The 19,086-nt window shown below is 34.0% G+C and carries 23 protein-coding genes; 18 read left to right on the top strand and 5 right to left on the bottom strand.

Annotated elements, in window-relative coordinates:
- Window positions 1–155 precede the first annotated feature (155 nt).
- The 3 genes from J3D55_RS09265 to J3D55_RS09255 all read left to right on the top strand — a co-directional run bounded on the left by J3D55_RS09265 (window position 156) and on the right by J3D55_RS09255 (window position 3,074).
- The gene (locus J3D55_RS09265) at window positions 156–1,499 is read left to right on the top strand and encodes a cytochrome ubiquinol oxidase subunit I (RefSeq protein WP_259130546.1); all 1,344 of its coding nucleotides are present in this window, start codon (window positions 156–158) and stop codon (window positions 1,497–1,499) included.
- Window positions 1,496–2,500 carry a cytochrome d ubiquinol oxidase subunit II gene (locus J3D55_RS09260; RefSeq protein ID WP_259130544.1) on the top strand — a complete coding sequence of 335 codons (1,005 nt, stop codon included), beginning with the start codon at window positions 1,496–1,498 and terminating at the stop codon, window positions 2,498–2,500. Before J3D55_RS09265 ends, J3D55_RS09260 begins: the two co-directional genes overlap by 4 nt.
- 298 nt (window positions 2,501–2,798) lie before the next feature.
- Window positions 2,799–3,074 (top strand): hypothetical protein, encoded by a 276-nt coding sequence (locus tag J3D55_RS09255; protein ID WP_259130543.1) that lies wholly within the window; start codon window positions 2,799–2,801, stop codon window positions 3,072–3,074.
- A gap of 46 nt (window positions 3,075–3,120) precedes the next feature.
- Here J3D55_RS09255 and lysS read toward each other — a convergent pair whose 3' ends face one another.
- The 4 genes from lysS to J3D55_RS09235 all read right to left on the bottom strand — a co-directional run bounded on the left by lysS (window position 3,121) and on the right by J3D55_RS09235 (window position 6,470).
- Window positions 3,121–4,821: a lysine--tRNA ligase gene (gene lysS / locus J3D55_RS09250; RefSeq protein ID WP_259130541.1), complete on the bottom strand. Its 1,701-nt coding sequence runs from the start codon at window positions 4,819–4,821 to the stop codon at window positions 3,121–3,123.
- 120 nt (window positions 4,822–4,941) lie between these two features.
- A complete protein-coding gene (gene rlmF / locus J3D55_RS09245; RefSeq protein WP_259130539.1) occupies window positions 4,942–5,871 on the bottom strand; it encodes a 23S rRNA (adenine(1618)-N(6))-methyltransferase RlmF in 930 nt (309 codons plus the stop codon).
- Between the two features lie 3 nt (window positions 5,872–5,874).
- Window positions 5,875–6,252, bottom strand: a complete 378-nt coding sequence (locus J3D55_RS09240; protein ID WP_259130538.1) for a c-type cytochrome — start codon at window positions 6,250–6,252, stop codon at window positions 5,875–5,877.
- Window positions 6,252–6,470, bottom strand: coding sequence for a hypothetical protein (locus J3D55_RS09235; protein ID WP_259130537.1), 219 nt, complete (start codon window positions 6,468–6,470; stop codon window positions 6,252–6,254). The genes J3D55_RS09240 and J3D55_RS09235 overlap by 1 nt, the downstream gene beginning before the upstream one ends.
- Window positions 6,471–6,853: 383 nt before the next feature.
- On the opposite strand from J3D55_RS09235, the gene J3D55_RS09230 reads away from it, so the two are divergent.
- From J3D55_RS09230 to J3D55_RS09160, 15 genes are all read left to right on the top strand, one after another.
- The gene (locus J3D55_RS09230; protein ID WP_259130536.1) at window positions 6,854–8,281 is read left to right on the top strand and encodes an anthranilate synthase component I family protein; all 1,428 of its coding nucleotides are present in this window, start codon (window positions 6,854–6,856) and stop codon (window positions 8,279–8,281) included.
- A gap of 48 nt (window positions 8,282–8,329) precedes the next feature.
- Window positions 8,330–8,551: a four helix bundle protein gene (locus J3D55_RS09225; protein WP_259130535.1), complete on the top strand. Its 222-nt coding sequence runs from the start codon at window positions 8,330–8,332 to the stop codon at window positions 8,549–8,551.
- Window positions 8,487–8,684: a four helix bundle protein gene (locus J3D55_RS09220; RefSeq protein ID WP_259130534.1), complete on the top strand. Its 198-nt coding sequence runs from the start codon at window positions 8,487–8,489 to the stop codon at window positions 8,682–8,684. The genes J3D55_RS09225 and J3D55_RS09220 overlap by 65 nt, the downstream gene beginning before the upstream one ends.
- 1 nt (window position 8,685) lies before the next feature.
- Entirely contained in the window at window positions 8,686–9,300 is a 615-nt protein-coding gene (locus J3D55_RS09215; RefSeq protein WP_259130533.1) for an anthranilate synthase component II, read from the top strand.
- A 23-nt stretch (window positions 9,301–9,323) separates the two neighbouring features.
- Complete coding sequence (trpD, locus tag J3D55_RS09210; protein ID WP_259130532.1) at window positions 9,324–10,310, top strand: anthranilate phosphoribosyltransferase; 987 nt, start codon at window positions 9,324–9,326, stop codon at window positions 10,308–10,310.
- 5 nt (window positions 10,311–10,315) lie between these two features.
- Window positions 10,316–11,095 (top strand): indole-3-glycerol phosphate synthase TrpC, encoded by a 780-nt coding sequence (trpC, locus tag J3D55_RS09205; protein ID WP_259130530.1) that lies wholly within the window; start codon window positions 10,316–10,318, stop codon window positions 11,093–11,095.
- 90 nt (window positions 11,096–11,185) lie between these two features.
- On the top strand, window positions 11,186–11,785 hold the full coding sequence (locus tag J3D55_RS09200; RefSeq protein ID WP_374759474.1) for a phosphoribosylanthranilate isomerase: 600 nt from the start codon (window positions 11,186–11,188) through the stop codon (window positions 11,783–11,785).
- A gap of 30 nt (window positions 11,786–11,815) precedes the next feature.
- Complete coding sequence (locus J3D55_RS09195; RefSeq protein ID WP_259130527.1) at window positions 11,816–12,379, top strand: hypothetical protein; 564 nt, start codon at window positions 11,816–11,818, stop codon at window positions 12,377–12,379.
- Window positions 12,369–13,574 (top strand): tryptophan synthase subunit beta, encoded by a 1,206-nt coding sequence (gene trpB / locus J3D55_RS09190; protein ID WP_259130526.1) that lies wholly within the window; start codon window positions 12,369–12,371, stop codon window positions 13,572–13,574. The genes J3D55_RS09195 and trpB overlap by 11 nt, the downstream gene beginning before the upstream one ends.
- A 42-nt stretch (window positions 13,575–13,616) precedes the next feature.
- The gene (trpA, locus tag J3D55_RS09185; protein WP_259130525.1) at window positions 13,617–14,396 is read left to right on the top strand and encodes a tryptophan synthase subunit alpha; all 780 of its coding nucleotides are present in this window, start codon (window positions 13,617–13,619) and stop codon (window positions 14,394–14,396) included.
- A 31-nt stretch (window positions 14,397–14,427) separates the two neighbouring features.
- Window positions 14,428–15,156 carry a lipoyl(octanoyl) transferase LipB gene (lipB, locus tag J3D55_RS09180; RefSeq protein ID WP_259130524.1) on the top strand — a complete coding sequence of 243 codons (729 nt, stop codon included), beginning with the start codon at window positions 14,428–14,430 and terminating at the stop codon, window positions 15,154–15,156.
- Window positions 15,156–15,650 carry a hypothetical protein gene (locus tag J3D55_RS09175; protein WP_259130523.1) on the top strand — a complete coding sequence of 165 codons (495 nt, stop codon included), beginning with the start codon at window positions 15,156–15,158 and terminating at the stop codon, window positions 15,648–15,650. Before lipB ends, J3D55_RS09175 begins: the two co-directional genes overlap by 1 nt.
- A gap of 301 nt (window positions 15,651–15,951) precedes the next feature.
- A complete protein-coding gene (locus tag J3D55_RS09170; RefSeq protein WP_259130522.1) occupies window positions 15,952–17,073 on the top strand; it encodes a lactonase family protein in 1,122 nt (373 codons plus the stop codon).
- An 81-nt stretch (window positions 17,074–17,154) separates the two neighbouring features.
- Complete coding sequence (locus J3D55_RS09165; protein WP_259130521.1) at window positions 17,155–17,985, top strand: SGNH/GDSL hydrolase family protein; 831 nt, start codon at window positions 17,155–17,157, stop codon at window positions 17,983–17,985.
- Between the two features lie 95 nt (window positions 17,986–18,080).
- Window positions 18,081–18,371 carry an aminoacyl-tRNA hydrolase gene (locus J3D55_RS09160; RefSeq protein WP_259130520.1) on the top strand — a complete coding sequence of 97 codons (291 nt, stop codon included), beginning with the start codon at window positions 18,081–18,083 and terminating at the stop codon, window positions 18,369–18,371.
- 30 nt (window positions 18,372–18,401) lie between these two features.
- Here J3D55_RS09160 and J3D55_RS09155 read toward each other — a convergent pair whose 3' ends face one another.
- Window positions 18,402–19,031: a peptide deformylase gene (locus J3D55_RS09155; protein WP_259130519.1), complete on the bottom strand. Its 630-nt coding sequence runs from the start codon at window positions 19,029–19,031 to the stop codon at window positions 18,402–18,404.
- Between the last annotated feature and the right edge of the window lie 55 nt (window positions 19,032–19,086).

Here is a 19,086-nt window from a genome sequence, read left to right as displayed (position 1 = left end):
ATGTCAAAAAACGACGGATTTTTCAACATTTGCAAGAAGTGGATTATTTTAAAAAAGATCAAAGTTAAAGTGTATTTTTTTAACCATAACTGTTTTAAGTCATGTTCGATCTTCTTAATTTATGCTTACCTTTATTACACAAAAATTGATATTTTATGGACGATTTCCTTGCAGCTCGTGCCCAAATGGCAATGTCCCTCGGTTTTCACATCATTTTCTCGTGTGTCGGTATGGTAATGCCTTTCTTAATGGCTTTTGCCCACTGGAAATACTTAAAAACAAATAACGAAGTTTACAAAGGTCTTACCAAAGCCTGGAGCAAAGGTGTAGCGATACTTTTTGCTGTCGGAGCCGTTTCCGGAACGATGCTTTCCTTCGAACTCGGACTTCTCTGGCCCAACTTTATGAAACATGCAGGTCCTATTTTCGGGATGCCTTTTTCATTGGAAGGAACAGCATTTTTTATAGAAGCCATCGCCATCGGATTTTTCCTGTATGGTTGGGAAAAATTCAACAAATGGTTTCACTGGTTTTGTGGATTTTTGGTAGGTTTAAGTGGTTTAGCCTCCGGAATTCTCGTTGTTGCAGCCAATGCATGGATGAATTCTCCTGCCGGATTTGATTATATAAACGGACAATATGTAAATATAGATCCTATTAAAGCCATGTTGAATGAAGCTTGGTTTCCGCAGGCTTTACATATGACGGTTGCGGCTTTTTGTGCGACGGGATTTGCTGTTGCGGGAGTTCACGCTTTTTTAATTATGAAAAAAAAGAATGTGGAATTTCATACAAAAGCATTCAAAATAGCAGCCGGATTTGCCCTGATCGGAGCTTTTGGAGCTCCTTTGAGTGGTGATGTCGCTGCAAAATCTGTTGCCAAAAGACAACCTATAAAATTAGCTGCAATGGAAGCTCATTTTGAAACAGAAAAAGGAGCATCTTTCGTCATTGGCGGAATTCCTGATGAGAAAAAAGAAGAAATAAAATATGCTGTAAAAATTCCGAAAGTTCTAAGTTTTTTGGTTGCCAATGATTTTAATGCTGAAGTAAAAGGTTTAAAGGATTTTCCGAAAGATGAATGGCCACCTGTTTCGGTTGTACATTACGCTTTTCAAACCATGATTTTCTTTGGCGTGGTGATGATTATTATCGGAATGATTTATTTATATGCAACATTTTTCAAGAAAGAATGGCTGAAAAAAAACTGGCTTTTAAAGACTTTTTTAATCGCAACACCTTTCGGATATATTGCTTTGGAAGCGGGTTGGACAGTCACTGAAGTTGGTCGACAACCGTGGATTATCTACGGAATTATGAGAACTGCCGATGCCGTAACTCCGATGCCGGGAATTCAGTATTCGTTTTACTTTTTTACTGCGATTTTCGTTTCGTTATCATTAATTATTATTTTTCTTTTGAAAAGGCAGATACAGATGGTTCCTAAACTTTATGATCCTACCGATATTGAGTTTAATTCTAAAAACAAAAAATCATGATTTACGTAGTTATAGGCTTTCTTTGGCTGTCGATTTGTCTTTACGTGATTTTGGGAGGTGCCGATTTCGGAGCAGGAATTGTAGAACTTTTCACCAAAAAAAGAGCAAGACACAAAACACAGGAAATCATGTACGAATCGATCGCGCCTGTTTGGGAAGCCAATCATATGTGGCTGATTATCGCGATTGTAATTCTTTTCGTCGGTTTTCCCGAAATTTATACGACACTTTCAACGTATCTTCATATTCCATTGGTTTTAATGCTTGTTGGGATTATTGCAAGAGGAACTGCTTTTACTTTCAGACATTATGATGCGGTGAAAGATGATTGGCAAAAAGTGTATACGCAGATATTTTATTTTTCGAGTTTATTGACTCCTTTTTTCTTAGGACTAATCGCTGCTGCAACCGTTTCACACTCTATCAATCCGGATGCGACCAGCTTTTTAGACTTATATATTTTCAGCTGGCTGAATTGGTTTGGCGTTACCGTTGGATTATTCACGGTTTCCATTTGTGCTTATGTGGCTTCAGTATTTGCTTTAAGAGAAACCACCGACCGATTGCAATTAGGTTTAATGATTAAAAAATCAAAACAGACCATGATTTTCGTGGTCATCACAGGTTTATTGGTTTTTTCAACGGCTTACTTGTCTGATATTCCGCTTTTAAAGTGGGTTTTCTCAAAACCTTTGGGAATTATGGCTACATTTTTCGCAACGATTGCTCTATTGCTTATTTTACGTGCCATGCATACCAGAAAACTGCTTCCAGTAAGAGCGTTGGCAGGTTTCCAGGTGATTATGATCTTAATAGCTGCAACGTATCAACATAATCCGAATATTATTTTATTTGCAAACGGACAACATTTATCGTTATTAGAACATGTCGCTGCTCCGAAAACCATTTCTGCTTTGGGATGGGCTTTAATGTTGGGATCTTTGTTTATTCTCCCGTTTTTGTTTTATTTAATGGCTTCGTTTAGCAAGCAGAGAAGGTAATTTTAATTAATTTTTAAAATCTGTTTAAATTTGATTCATTTTTTTTAAAGCTGATTTTTTAACGCAAAGATTTAATTCAATGTTACTTAATATGAAGTGAACAAAGAGGAATCAACAAGTTGATTTGATGAAGCGCTGTTTTCATGCTTCATGAAGCCAATTTTTGCCTTTTGCCTTCTAAAAATAATGCGGAATGTAAATTTAATCTTTGCGTTAAAAAGAATTACAGATTCCATTCGAAATCAACGATACAAAACTTTTACTCTCAAAAAAATAATATTTCAAACAGGCTCTTACAATGGATTCAAATAAAGAATACGACTTAAAAGACTTTGAATTAATTATATTTAAACCTTACATCTATCAACTTTTCAAAGATAATCACGATACATTTTTATTAGAAGTAACCTGCGGAATGCACGGAATTTGGCAAGTCTGGATAAAACTCAATGAAGAAGAAATTTCATTATTTCAACAAGAAGGAGATTCCGGATTAGAAAAAATCGCAGGAATATTTTCTTATTATTGTTATGATGAGGAATATAAACGGAGATATGTAAAAGTGATGCAATAAAAAATCCTCCACTAACGGAGGATTCTTATTTTATATATTATCTTGATTAAGCTAACTTCATCCAAACATTCTCATCAATTTTCTCTACTTTCACTAGATTATTCTTCGTTAAAGTTTTAGAAGCTTTATCCCATTTTTTACCGGATAATTTACTTTTTTCTTTCACTTCAGCTAAAGAAAACGCTTCTTCCTGAGAATTAAGAATATCCAGAATTATATTTTCATCTTCTCCTAATTCTATTTGAGGAACAATTTTCTCAGGCTTCATTTGAGGGAAGAATAACACTTCCTGAATCGATGCATTATCCGTTAAGAACATAATTAATCTGTCCATTCCGATTCCCATTCCTGAAGTTGGTGGCATTCCGTATTCAAGAGCTCTTAAGAAATCTTCATCAATAAATTGCCCCGCTTCATCATCACCTTTTTCAGATAATTTCAGCTGATCTTCAAAACGTTCTCTCTGATCGATCGGGTCATTAAGCTCAGAATAAGCATTGGCAATTTCTTTACCACAAACCATTAATTCAAAACGTTCAGTAAGACCTTCTTTGCTTCTGTGTTTCTTGGTAAGAGGAGACATTTCAACAGGATAATCTGTAATGAAAGTCGGCTGAATGAAGTTTCCTTCACATTTTTCACCGAAAATCTCATCGATTAATTTTCCTTTACCCATCGTTTCGTTTACGTCGATACCGATAGATTTAGCAAAATCGAACAATTCCTGTTCAGTTTTTCCTGTAATATCGAAACCTGTATACTTCAAAATAGCTTCTGTCATAGAAACTCTCGCGAAAGGTGCTTTGAAACTGATTTCCTGATCACCAAATTTGGCATTTGACGTTCCATTTACCTGAATGGCACAGAATTCCAACAATTTCTCAGTGAAATCCATCATCCAGTTGTAGTCTTTGTAAGCTACATAGATCTCCATTACGGTAAATTCAGGATTATGTGTTCTGTCCATTCCTTCATTTCTGAAGTTTTTCGAGAACTCATAAACACCGTCGAATCCACCAACGATCAATCTTTTCAGATATAATTCGTTAGCAATTCTTAAATATAACGGAATATCTAAAGCATTGTGATGCGTAATAAACGGTCTTGCAGCAGCTCCTCCCGGAATCGATTGCAAAACAGGCGTTTCAACTTCAAAATATCCTGCATCATTGAAGAAAGTTCTCATGGCATTGAACAATTTTGTTCTTTTTACAAAAACTTCTTTTACGTGAGGATTCACCAATAAATCTACATAACGTTGTCTGTATCTTAGTTCCGGATCTGTGAAACCGTCGTGTACTACTCCATTTTCATCCGTTCTAGGTTGAGGAAGTGGTCTTAAAGATTTTGTCAGAATCGTAAAATTTTTCACCAAAACTGTTTTTTCACCAACCTGAGTTGTGAATAATTCTCCTTCAATACCAATAATATCTCCTATATCTAAAAGGTGTTTATAAACTTCATTATACAAAGTTTTGTCTTCACCTGTACAGATTTCATCTCTATTAAAATATACCTGAATTCTGCCTGTAGAGTCCTGTAATTCAGCAAAAGAAGCTTTCCCCTGAATTCTTCTAGACATTAATCTACCTGCAATCTTTACCTGTTTATTATCAGCGAAATCCTGTTTTATAGATTCTGTAGTATCTGTAATTACGTATTCATCTGCAGGGAATGCGTTGATTCCCATTTCAACAAGCTTGTTCAGCTTTTCTCGTCTAATGATTTCTTGTTCTGATAATTGCATTGTATTTATTTAAAATAACGTGCAAAATTAGTGATTTTTGAATTGATGGTCAATGGCTTTTCTCAGAAATATAAATTATTTCATATAAAATTCAATTCAAGAGGATAATTAAAGCCAAAATTATGAGAACCAATCTTTACGATTTCGTTGAGGAATAAAAGTCCAGGCTAAGATTCTGCTTATTTTCTGACCTTGAGCCATATCGATCGTTTTGACTTCTACTGCGTTGAGTTTCTTTAAAAGTGTGGTAAGTTTAAACAAATTATCTTTTTTTGAAACCAAACATGTAAACCAAAGAACCTGTGATGAATACAAAACACTTTCGTTCATCATTTTTGTGATAAAAGCCAATTCACCGCCTTCACACCACAGTTCAGATTGTTGTCCGCCAAAGTTGAGCAGCGGTTTTTGAACTTTTGATTTGTTAAGGTTTTTTGTTTTTCTAAGATTTCCTTTTACAGCAGATTCCTCAGAATCGTGAAAAGGAGGATTGCACATCGAGAATGCAAATCGATCTTTCGGATCAATCATATTCTTAAATATATGATCAGGATTTGCCTGTTGCTTTAATTGAATTGCAGATGACAGATCAGGATTATTATCTAAAATCTGTTGGGCATTTTCCAGAGAATCCTTATTAATATCTGTTCCCGACATTTTCCAGCCATACGATTGGTGGGCAATTAAAGGATACACAAGATTGGCTCCTGTTCCAATATCCAAGCCATTCACAGACAATCCTTTTGGAATTTCTTTCTGTTGTTCAGCCAATAAATCTGCAATATAATGCACATAATCTGCTCTTCCGGGAATTGGAGGACAAAGATTTGCATCAGGAATATCCCAATTCTGAACCTTATAAAAATGTAACAATAAAGCTTTATTAAGTAATTTTACAGCTTTTGGAATACTGAAATTAATCGTTACCGTTTGATAAGCATTGGTAAAAACATATTCTTTCAGTTCTGGCACACAAGAAATAAGCAGATCAAAATCATACGGATTACGATGTAAATTTCTTGTGTGCAGACTGGATTTTTCGGTGGACATATTTTATTTTTTCTTTAGTGTCAAAATATATTCCACCATTTTTTTAGCATCTTCTTTTGATACTTGAGGATGAGCAGCCATCGGAACATTTCCCCAAACTCCACTTCCGCCTTCTATGATTTTGGAAGCCAGCAATTCAATATCTTTATCAGAATATTTTTCTGCGATTTCCTGATAAGAAGGTCCTATCATTTTCTCATTTGCCGAGTGACAGGCAGAACAATCCATGGTTTCCATAATCTGATCTCCGGAAAGATTATTTTTTGCAGACTCTGAAATTGTTGTAGTTTCAGAAGAATTGGCGTCAATCGGCGTATTTTCTTTTTTAGAACAGGAAAAAATTAGTAGACCTAAACATCCTGTTAAAAATAGTTTTTTCATTATTTTTTAGCCGCTGCAGAATCTGTTTTAGGAGCTTCAGTTGCTGGTGCAGGAGTTGCAGCAGGTGTATCCGTTTTTTTAGCCGTAGAATCTACTACAGTTGGAGCATCCGGTTCAGGTAACATCGTGTTGCTGTCCTGTAAATCATGATTAGGCTTTTTTGTGCAGTTAACTACTAATAAACCTCCGATAAATGCTATTGCAAATACTTTTTTCATTGTTTTCTAATTTGCTGACAAAAATATAAAAAATATTGCTTTTAAAAGATAGGAAATGCTTTTAATCGTTATTATTAAGGAAGGAAATTTAGAAGAAGCAAATAATCATATAATAAGCATGACTAAAGAATGAATTCAGAATCTGAATTTTAAGTTTTTTTATTTTCGTAATTTTTGCATTTTGTATTAAAAAAAATATTTACATTTGCCATATGTTTAATAACAGTAACAATAATTGGTGGTGGCTTTCAAACTCTTCGTCGGGTCTGAGGTTATTGTCGTGTTGCTAATTTATCTACAACAAGAATAATAAAAATATATAAAGACTTTGACGGATGCCGTTGAAGTCTTTTTTGTTTAAATCAAATTAAAATACACTGCAAATGTTCAGTAAAAAAATAAAAATAAAAACCGTTTCCAAAAAAACATTGGGAGATCTTCAGACTCCGATGAATATTTATCTGCAGATTCGGGACAAGTTCCGGGATACTATCCTTCTGGAAAGTTCGGATTCAAAAAATATCGACAATAATTTTTCTTTTATCGCCATCAACGCTGTTGCCGGAATCGAAATTAAAAATTTAAATGAGTTTGAAATAAAACTGCCCCGAAAAGAACCTATCAAACAGTTTATTATTGAACATAAAATAGCTGATGTTTTCCAAGATTTTTCTAACATTTTTGAATGTGAAAAGACAACCGATCCTGTAGAACAAACTGCCCAAAGTCTTTTCGGATATACAAGTTTTGAAGCCGTACAGTTTTTTGAAAACATTGTTTTTAAAGCTCAAAGTCCGGAAGTTGAAATCCCGATTCTTCGTTACAGATTATATCAATATGTTATCGCCATAAATCATTATAACGATGAAATGCACATTATTGAAAACCAGCTCGAAGGTGTAAAATCTGAACTTTATTTATTGGAAAGTTTGATTAAAAACCAAAATTCCGTCATTTATCCTTTCCAGAAAAACGGAAAAGAAACCTCCAATATTACCGATGAAGAATATATAGAGCTGGTAAAAACAGCACAAAAACACTGCATGAGAGGAGATGTATTTCAGATGGTCTTAAGCAGAAGATTCGAACAGAAATTTAAAGGTGACGAATTCAATGTTTATCGTGCTTTGAGAAATATTAATCCTTCTCCTTATCTTTTTTACTTCGACTACGGAAATTACAAATTATTTGGCTCAAGTCCTGAAAGTCAATTAATTATTAAAGGAAACAAAGCAACCATGCATCCTATTGCAGGAACTTTCAAAAGAACAGGACATTTTGAAACTGATTTACAGTCTATTGAAGAATTAAAAAATGATGCAAAAGAAAATGCTGAACACACCATGTTGGTCGATTTAGCCAGAAATGACTTAGGAAAACTGGGTAAAAATGTAACGGTTACAAAATTAAAGGAAATCCAACTTTTTTCTCACGTTATTCACATGGTGAGCGAAGTTACCGCCGATTTACCTGAAAAAACAAATCCTTACGAAATGGTTGCCGCGACATTCCCGCAAGGAACTTTAAGCGGTGCACCGAAACATAAAGCATTACAATTAATTAATAAATACGAAAAAGATTCCCGTGGATATTATGGCGGCTGTATCGGAATTATCGGATTAAATGGAGACTGCAATCAGGCAATTATGATCCGAACTTTTTTAAGTAAAAACAACACTTTATACTATCAAGCCGGAGCCGGATTAGTTGCAAAATCCAATCCGGAAAGCGAATTGGAAGAAGTGAATAATAAGCTGAATGCATTGAAAAAGGCGGTAGAAAAGGCGGAGAAGTTGGTTGATAGCTATTAGTTGATGGTGATTGGTTTATAGTTGATAGAAATAATAAAAACACAAAATATGGAATATATAAATCTGGATGTTTGGCGGGAATCGAGAAAGCTTACTAATCTTGTTTATGATTCAACCAAAAATTATCCTAAAGACGAAATATTTGGACTTACAAACCAGATCAGAAGATGTGCTGTTTCCGTCCCTTCAAATATAGCAGAAGGCTGTGGAAGAAATACTTCAAAAGAAACAATACATTTTTTATTTATTGCAAGAGGTTTCTCTTTATGAATTAGAAACTCAAATTTATTTATCATCAGACCAAAATTATTTAACCGAAGAAAAATTTACCACCACCCTAAATCAAATAATACTTTGTAAAAAGTTACTAAGCGGATTTATTAATTATTACAGACAAAAATAAAATGAAAAGCACTATAAATCAATCAACTAAAAACAATCAACCATCAACCAAGGTACTGGTTTTCGATAATTACGATAGTTTCACTTACAACTTAGTCCAGATTATTGAAAGAGTTTTGGATATAAAAGTTGATGTCGTGAAAAATGACGAAATCACTTTAGAAGAAGTCGATAAATACGATAAAATTGTCCTTTCACCGGGTCCCGGAATTCCTGAAGAAGCCGGGATTCTGTTAGAATTAATTAAAAAATATGCTCCTACGAAAAGTATTTTGGGCGTTTGTCTCGGTCAGCAAGCCATTGCGGAAGCTTTTGGTGGAAGTTTAATCAATCTTTCGGAGATTTTTCATGGGGTTGCAACTTCCGCTGATTTTGTAAAAAATGATACTAAAATTTTCAAAAACCTATCAAGCGGAATGGAAGTCGGAAGATATCACAGTTGGGTTGTGAATCGCGAAGATTTCCCTGAAGAACTGGAAATCACAGCAGTAGATAAAGACGGAATGATCATGGCGTTGCAGCATAAAATTTATGATGTTCATGGTGTTCAGTTTCATCCTGAAAGTATTTTAACTCCACAAGGAGAAACTATTATTAAAAACTTCTTTCTGAATTAATTAAATCTTTAAAATTTTCACAAATGAAAGAAATCTTAGAATATCTTTTCAATCATCATACGTTATCAAAATCGGAAGCAAAAGCGATTATGATTGAGATTGCTCAAAATAAATTTAATTCTACAGAAGTTACGGCTTTTATGACCGTTTTTCTGATGCGAAATATCACCTTAAAAGAACTGGAAGGTTTCCGCGAAGCACTTCTGCAAATGGCAGTTCCGATGAGTTTAGACGCAAGTGACGCTATCGATATTGTAGGAACCGGCGGTGATGGAAAAAACACGATCAATATTTCAACATTGGCAAGTTTTGTCGTTGCCGGAGCCGGACAAAAAGTAACAAAACACGGAAATTATGGGGCTTCAACCATTACAGGATCGTCAAATGTTCTGGAGGAATTGGGGTATGAATTTAAAATTAATTCAGAGAGGCTGGAAGATGATCTGGAAAAAGCCAATATTTGTTTTTTGCATGCGCCTTACTTCCATCCGGCTTTGCAGTCTGTCGGTACGTTGAGGAAATCTTTGGGTCTCAGAACTTTTTTCAATTTGCTTGGACCACTCGTGAATCCGGCAAAACCAAAATTCTCGATGATAGGAGTTTACAATCTTGAAATTGCAAGGATTTATCAGTATTTATTGCAAAAAGATGACCGCCATTTTATTCTCGTTCACGGAATGGATGGTTATGACGAGATAAGTTTGACGCACGACAGTAAAATCATCACAAAAAAGGGTGAAGAAGTTTATTCAACGGAAGATCTCGGTTTTGATTCTATTACTCATGAAAGCATAAAAGCTGGCGAAACACCCCATGAAACGGCAAAAATTTTCAGAAATATTCTTCATGGAAAAGGCACGGAACAGCAAAATTCTGTGGTCTTGGCAAATGCTTCCGTTGCGCTATATCACACTGATAAATTCGGCAGTTATGACGATTGTCTTTTGCTGGCTCAGGAAAGTTTGCATGGAGGAAAAGCGTTGAGAAGTCTGGAATTGCTTTTAGAATAATAGTCATGAATATTTTAGATACAATCATACAAAGAAAAAAAGAAGAAGTTTCAATCTCAAAATCAACAGTTTCTGTTCAGGAATTGAAAGGTTCTGAATTCTTTGAAAGAAAAACAGTTTCGTTAAAAGAAAATATAAAAAATAAAAGCGGAATTATCGCTGAATTTAAAAGACAATCTCCATCCAAAGGAATTATTAATGATAAAATTTCGCCTTTAGAAGTTGTTTCAGTTTACGAAAATTTTGGAGCAAGTGGAATTTCAATTTTAACGGATAAAGATTTTTTCGGAGGAAATTTTGAAGATATTTTAAATGTAAGAAATCACATCAATATTCCGATTCTTCGAAAGGATTTTATGATTGATGAATATCAGTTTTATGAAGCAAAAAGCATCGGAGCTGATGTTGTTTTGTTAATTGCAGCGTGTCTTTCGCCCAATCAGGTTCAGGAGTTTACAGAACTTTCACATCATTTGGGAATGGAAGTTTTACTCGAAATTCATACCGAAAAAGAGCTTGAACATTTCAATTCAGAAATTGATCTGGTGGGAATTAATAATAGAAATTTAAAAGATTTTAAAGTTGATTTGCAACATTCCGTGAATTTGAAAAATCAGCTCCCAAAAGATGTTTTATCCGTTGCAGAAAGCGGAATTTATCATGTGGAAGATTTTAATTTTCTGAAGGAAAAAGGTTTTGACGGATTTTTAATGGGAGAATATTTTATGAAAAATGAAAATCCCGGAAAAAAATTTGAAGAATTTGTTTCCACAGTAGCAATATAAAAGTTTATCAATGTAACAATGAAAATACAACAACTAAATCTCAAAGTCTGTGGTTTAACAAGATTAGACCAAATTCATCAATTAATTTCTATGAATACGGACTTTCTTGGTTTTATTTTCTATGAAAAGTCGCCAAGATATGTTTTGAATCATTTGACATTGGAAGATATTTCAAAAGTTGAACATCATGGAAAAGTTGGAGTTTTCGTGAATGAAAGTTTAGATAAAATTATTGAAATAAGCCAAAAAGCCAATCTGAATTTCATCCAGCTTCATGGTGATGAAGATGAAAATTTCATTATTGAATTAAGAAAAAAAATACATCCTGAAATTCGAATTATTAAGGTGATAAGAATTGGAACCGAAAAATCGGAACAGATTCAAAAAACAATCAACCAGCAACCAACAACGATCAACTATTTACTATTCGATACCGATTCAACAGCTTTCGGAGGAACAGGAAAACAATTTGACTGGAATCTCTTAAACGAAATAAAAATTCCTCTTCCCTATTTTTTAAGTGGCGGAATTTCAGAAGAAAATATCGAAAATATGAATATTTTAAACCAAAAACCTTTTGCAATAGATATTAATTCAAAATTTGAAACCGAACCGGGAGTTAAAAATTTAAAGCAAATTGAAGGATTTAAAGAATTATATAAAGTGAAAAATCCGAAAGGAATTCTTTGAAGATTTGCAAAAACATAAAAAAACAAAACATTGAAAAAATATTATTCGAGAAAACTTAAACTTTTAAAACTCAAAAGACTGAACCTGGGATCGATAAGAAAATCTGTTCGCAAGGCTTTCTTTCCATCGAGGTTTAAAAACAAAAAAGTAGAGGAATTACAGCAGCTTGTCTCTCAAAATGACAGCAATATCGAATATTGGTATCTTGGAGGTTTATTAAGTGATTTCATCAATATCATTAAAAATTTTAACGAGAAAGATGTTGAATATTTTTTCAAAACCATCCATTTGTGGAACAGCTATCATTTGGTGGTAATTGCAGATAAATTGCTTGAAAACAACGTAAAAGCAAATGTAAAATATGATTTCGGGATCGTCTATTGCAAGATTTTTTGTTTGTATGAGAAATTTGATTCCTATTTTTTAATTGATAATCTGGAAATTGCTGTTACAATGTATTATTCCAAATTAGATGTAAATATTTTGCTCGATCTTACAACGAAAGTTCAGTTATTATTTGAATACAAACAAATCAGTAAACAACAATTTGATTATAACCTTTCATTTATAAATAAATTACAAAATGAATTATAAAAATCCCGATGAAAACGGATATTACGGAGAATTCGGCGGTGCATTTATCCCCGAAATGCTATATCCGAATGTAGAAGAACTGCAAAAAAACTATCTTGAAATCATTGAATCTGAAGATTTTCAACAGGAATATCAGGATTTACTGAAAAATTACGTTGGACGCGCTACACCTTTATATTTTGCTAAAAACTTAAGTCAAAAATACAATACTCAGATTTATTTAAAAAGAGAAGATCTCAATCACACCGGAGCTCATAAAATCAACAATGCTTTGGGGCAGGTTTTATTGGCAAAACGTCTCGGAAAAACAAGAATTATTGCAGAAACCGGAGCTGGACAACATGGCGTTGCAACCGCTACAGCCTGCGCTTTATTAGGGTTGGAATGTATCGTTTACATGGGCGAAATCGATATTCAGAGACAGGCTCCGAATGTAGCGAGAATGAAAATGTTGGGTGCGACAGTTGTTCCTGCAATTTCAGGTTCAAAAACATTGAAAGATGCTGTAAATGAAGCATTAAGAGACTGGATCAACAATCCTGTCACCACACATTATGTAATTGGAAGTGTGGTCGGTCCGCATCCTTTTCCCGATTTGGTGGCGAGATTTCAGAGCATTATTTCAAAAGAAATTAAAGAACAACTTTTCGAACAAATCGGAAGACAAAACCCTGATTATGTGATCGCTTGCGTTGGTGGCGGAAGCAATGCAGCAGGAACTTTCTATCATTTTGTGAATGAAGAAAACGTAAAGATCATCGCCGCTGAAGCCGGAGGTTATGGGATTGATTCAGGGAAATCGGCAGCGACAACTTTCTTGGGAACCTTGGGCGTTTTACACGGAAGCAAAAGCTTGGTTATGCAGACAAAAGACGGTCAGGTTATCGAACCACACTCGATTTCTGCAGGATTAGATTATCCGGGAATCGGGCCTTTTCATGCCAATTTATTTAAAGAAAACCGTGCTGAATTTTTCAGTATTAATGATGATGAAGCATTGAAGTCGGCTTTTGAATTAACAAAATTGGAAGGAATTATCCCCGCGTTGGAAAGTTCTCATGCTTTGGCGGTTTTAGATAAAAAGAAATTTAATGAAAATGATATTGTCGTTATTTGTTTAAGCGGTCGCGGTGATAAGGATATGGAAACGTATTTGAAAGTACTGGAGGATGGAAGGCAGAAGATGGAAGTTTAATTCCGTTAAAGATAAAATTGGTCAACTTAAACTTATTAAATTATGAATTCAGAAAACTTCAAACTTCAAGCTTCGAGCTCCCCACTTCAAAAAAAACTCAACATATACTTCACGGCAGGAATTCCCCAGTTGGAAGATACAGCCGATATTATAAAATTAATTCAGGATTCCGGAGCAGATATGCTGGAAATCGGAATGCCGTATTCTGATCCTGTTGCGGACGGTCCCGTTATTCAAAAAGCCCATGAATTGGCTCTGAAAAACGGAATGACCATTGAAAAGTTATTTTCTCAACTAAAAACCATTAAAAACGAACTCAAAATTCCGGTGATTTTGATGGGATATATTAATCCTGTTTTAAGCTTTGGATTTGAAAATTTCTGTACCGCGTGTTCTGAAAGCGGAGTTTCCGGATTAATTATTCCCGATTTACCTCCTATTGAATTCGAAAAAAATTACCGGAAAATTTTAGAAAAATACAATCTTAATTTCACCTTTTTGGTAACACCCGAAACCTCAGATGAAAGAATTTTATATTTAGATTCTTTAAGTTCAGGGTTTTTATACGCTGTAAGTTCCTCATCCACAACAGGAAATGAAAATACCGTGTTGAAAAATGAAAGCTATCTTTCAAAATTGGCTTCTCTTCCACTCCAAAATCCTGTGATGATCGGTTTTGGAATTAAATCAAAAGAAGATTTCGAGAATGTCACAGAAAAAGCAGACGGCGGAATCATCGGAACTGCCTTTGTGAATATTCTACTACAAAATAGAGATTGGAAGAAAGAAGCCATAGATTTTATACATTCCATAAAAGCGTAAAAATCACTAAATTTGTCTATCAAAAAATGGTATGAACACACATCAAAATAAAGTAGTAGAATTTGAAGATCTAGGTATAAAAGAATATCAACCCGCTTGGGATTATCAGGAAAAGCTGATGAAAGATATTATCGACATCAAAGTGAAAAACCGCGATCTCTCTGACGAACAACATATTACAACGCCCAATCATTTTATTTTAGTGGAACATCCTCACGTTTATACGTTGGGAAAAAGCGGACACGAAGAAAATATGCTTGCCGGAATCGACAAGTTAAAAGAAATCGACGCCACTTTCGTAAAAGTAAACCGCGGCGGAGATATTACCTATCATGGATACGGACAAATTGTTGGTTATCCTGTGTTGGACCTTGAAAATTTCTTTACAGATATTCATAAATACATGAGAAATCTGGAAGAAGTAATCATCAGAACCATTGCAGATTACGGCTTGAAGGGCGAACGTTCTCCCGGAGAAACCGGAGTTTGGCTGGATGTGGGAAAACCTTACGCGAGAAAAATCTGTGCGATGGGCGTAAAAGCTTCTCGTTGGGTAACTTTACACGGTTTTGCATTAAATGTGAATACTGATATGCGTTATTTTGAATACATTATTCCATGTGGAATTAAAGATAAGCAAGTAACTTCTATCAAAAGAGAGCTGGAAAGAGACCTGACTCCCGAAGAAATGGAGGATATTAAAGCGAAGATCAGAAAGCATTTTGCTGATGTTTTTGAAGCGGAATTGGTGATTAAATAATGGAAATTATTAAAGTCAAATATAAATCAAGCTGGTTTGTAACAATCGTTTTCGGATTCGGATTATTACTTGCCAGTTTTATTATATTTTTTCTTCTTCCGCTTTTGGCTTTACAGGAAAATTCATTTTGGTTTTCATTATTTCATTATGCTTTTAGTGTAGTTCCTTTTTTAGCTTTTTTTATTCTTATCCTTTATTTCTGGCTGTGGAACACGTTCGGAAAAACAGTTTTGGAATATGATGCTGAGAAAATTATTGTTACTAAAAAATATAAACTATTCAATAAACCAAAAACGTATTACAGAACTGAAATTCAGAAAATAGATGTTGAGGATTTTAAAATAGAAAGAACAAAATATAATCTTCGCTATCATTATTCCTGGTCTGATTCTACTTTTTCAGTTGTATTTATCTGCAATGATTTACCTGTACGAATAGTTGACTGGATTACTTATGAAAAAGCAAATAAAATAGCAGAGCAATTAATTTTATAAATAAGTTTGTCATCCTGGAAGGATCTAAGGATAGTATTAGAAAATAGTTCGGTAAGATTCGCGCCTAGATCCTTTCAGGATGACAAATATTAGGGATATAAACCTCATAGGTTTTAAAAACCTATGAGGTTTAATTTTTTTGTAACAGTCGCAAATTCCTAGCCGCGATTGGAGCAATTGTTTGAGCTCATTTTGTAGGGTTTCGGCGGCTTTGCCGCCGAAACCCTACAAAATAGCGAGTGCGGAAAGCGGGAAATAGCTTCAAATAAAAAGTTTAATATTCTAATTTCATCAAAACAAATTGAAAAATCTTTTAACCTTATTCATTACAATCTGTACCTGCATCAATTTCTATTCACAAAATACGTACGCTTTTTTCGGTTCATTTAATCGAGATAAAAATACGGAAGGGATTTATGTTTATGAATTAGATACCATTAGCGGAAATTTATCTAAAATTACGACTTTCACAGGTATTTTAAATCCTTCATTTCTCACTTTATCTCCAAACGGAAGATATGTTTTTGCCTGCACGGAAAGTAAAACCCAGAACGGCGGAAAAGTAAGCAGTTTTGAATTTAACCCTGAAAATAAATCGTTGACTTTCATTAACAGTCAAAAAAGTGGTGGTGAAAATCCGGTTTACCTCACCGTTCATCAAAGTGGAAAATGGTTGGTTAATGGAAATTATACGGAAGGAAGTGTTTCCGTTTATCCGATTTTAGAAAACGGAAAAATTGACCCTTATGTTCAGAATTTTCAATTTTCGGAAGGAAGCGTAAACCCAGACAGACAGGATCGTTCTCATATTCATTCTACGGTTTTTTCGCCTGATTTTAAGTATATTTTTATGCCTGATTTGGGAGCGGATAAAATTCGGAGTTATCAATTTAATAGTGAAAGTAAAGAGCCTTTAAAAACTGCAGAAATTCCTTTTACTCCGACAACTTTAGGAAGCGGACCGCGACATTTTACTTTTCATCCCAACGGAAAATTTGCCTATTGTATTGAAGAAATGGGAGGAGCGGTAAGCATTTATTCTTATGAAAACGGAAAATTAAATAATCTACAAAGGATCAACACGCATTCCGAAAAATATAAAGACGATTTTGAAAGTTCGGATGTTCATATTTCGCCCGACGGAAAGTTTTTGTACGCGTCCAATCGCGGAAAAGAAAATAATATTGCTATATTTTCAATTCAAAATGATGGAAAATTAAAAATAATCGGTTATCAATCCACAAAAGGAAAACATCCGAGAGTTTTTGCTCTCGATCCTACCGGAAAATTCTTGATTGCAACAAATGCTGTAAGTGGTGATGTGGTTGTTTTTAAACGAAATTCTGAGACGGGTTTATTGAAAAAAGCAGGTAAAAAAATTAAAATTAAAAATGCTTCTTGTGTGCAAATCAGGAAGTATTAATTTCCCTATATAATGAATAATTTCATATTTTTGGTTACCACACATTTACAATGTATTTTGTAAACTAATATTATCTTTTTTATGAAAAATATTCTTTTAATCGTAGTAATATTAAATACGATATACTGCAAATCTCAAAAAAAAGCAGATGAAATTAATGTCTTATTTATTGGGAACAGTTTAACTTATTTTCATGATATGCCACAAACTGTTCAGAAAATGGTTGATGAAACAAATCCTAATATAAAAATCGAACAAAGTACATTTCCGGGTCAATCTTTGTCCGGTCATTTATCGGAAATCATCACATCAAGAACAGAAGACGGAATTAATACAAGACAAAAAGAAGCCGGCGAAATTACAGAGACAGAAAAAAAAATCTTAGAAAAAAAGTGGGATTTCATTATTCTGCAGACAGGAACAGTGGATGTTTTAATTCCGGAAAATCGTGAATTGAAAGTAAATAAAGCTATTGCAGATATTAAAAAACTGGTTTCAAACCCAGAATGTAAGTTTATACTTTTCAATACTTGGGCATCTAAAAACACCTATCCTCAACAATATTGCTATCCAAATTATTTTATTGATGAGTCTATCCAAAAAGATCAATGTTGTTCACCTGTTATTAAAAGTTTAGAAAATGAGGTTGAAATAATTAATGAAGCTTATCAGTTAATTGCTAAAGAAAATAATTTAATAAAATCTGATAATGGAAGCAAAGTTTTTGAAGTTCTTACAAAACACCCTGAAATTGAACTTTATGAAGATGAAATTCACCCCAATAAATACGGATCTTTTTTAAACGCCTGTATTTTTTATCAAATATTAACCGATAAGAAAGCTTCTAATTTAAAATATAATGGAGACATTGAAGCCAAAACATCTGCAATATTAAAGAAAACTGCTGAATAAAATCCGATTAATAAACCTGTTACCTCATCACAAAATCACTTTTGTAAGCAACATTAAAAAAACATTCCACATGAAAATGTATATTATTGTAAAGAATGACATTCCGGATAAACTGGTTTCCGGTAATAACTGCACATGCTTCCTTAGCTTGTTACAAAACCTACGAACGTAACGAGAATATGATACAATGGATGAATGGAATATTTAAAAAAGTCGTTTGTATAGTCGACGAAACTGAATTTAATAACTTTAAAAATGAGACTGATTTTGTTGTATTGACAGAATCTTCACTCGATAATAAAGAAGTTGTTTTAGCATTTTGTCCGCGAGAGGAATACCCGAAAAAATTTAAATTCCTGAAAATGTGGACGCCTCAAAACATATAAATCGAAATTCAAATTTAGAAATATCATTCATTATCTCGTCACAGAATCACTTTTCTTAAATGCATCAACAGGTTGATACGCATCATTCTTCTCTTTTTCTTTTTTATCTGAAATTAAAATCCCGAAAAGATGATCGATTTCGTGTTGGAAAATAACGGCTGTGAAACCTTCCACTATTTCTGAAAATTTCTGCCCTTTCAAATCAACATATTCCAGTTGAATAACCTTACTTCTGTAAAATTGATCTCTGAAATCAGGGATCGACAAATCACCTTCCGGACCAAGATTCTGTAACTCCGATCTCCAGACAATGACAGGATTGATAAAATATTCCAACGGTTCTCCGGCTTTATCAAAACGCTGAACCCAAACAATTTTTCTGTTGATTCCCACTTGTGGCGCCGCAATTCCAACTCCACCGTCGGTTGCCGTGAGAGATTCTTTCATTCTGTTGACCAAAATTGCCGTGTTTTTATCAAGCGGATCAATTTCTGTGGAAAGACTTAATAATGTTTTATGTTGATTGTCATCGGTTGTCTGATAAATCGGTAACGCAGAATTTTTATCACCTTGGTTGATGATGGATATTTCTGTTGGAGTTAATTTCTGAGCATTAATTAAACCGATGAAAAGTAGGAATAAGAAGGATAAATTTTTCATTTTTGTTGAGTGTTAAACAAAGATAAAGATTGTGTTTAAGTTTTGGTTAAAACCC

The organism is Chryseobacterium ginsenosidimutans (assembly GCF_024807225.1).
GTDB classification, from domain to species: domain Bacteria; phylum Bacteroidota; class Bacteroidia; order Flavobacteriales; family Weeksellaceae; genus Chryseobacterium; species Chryseobacterium ginsenosidimutans.
This window is presented reverse-complemented; position numbering and strand designations above follow the sequence as displayed.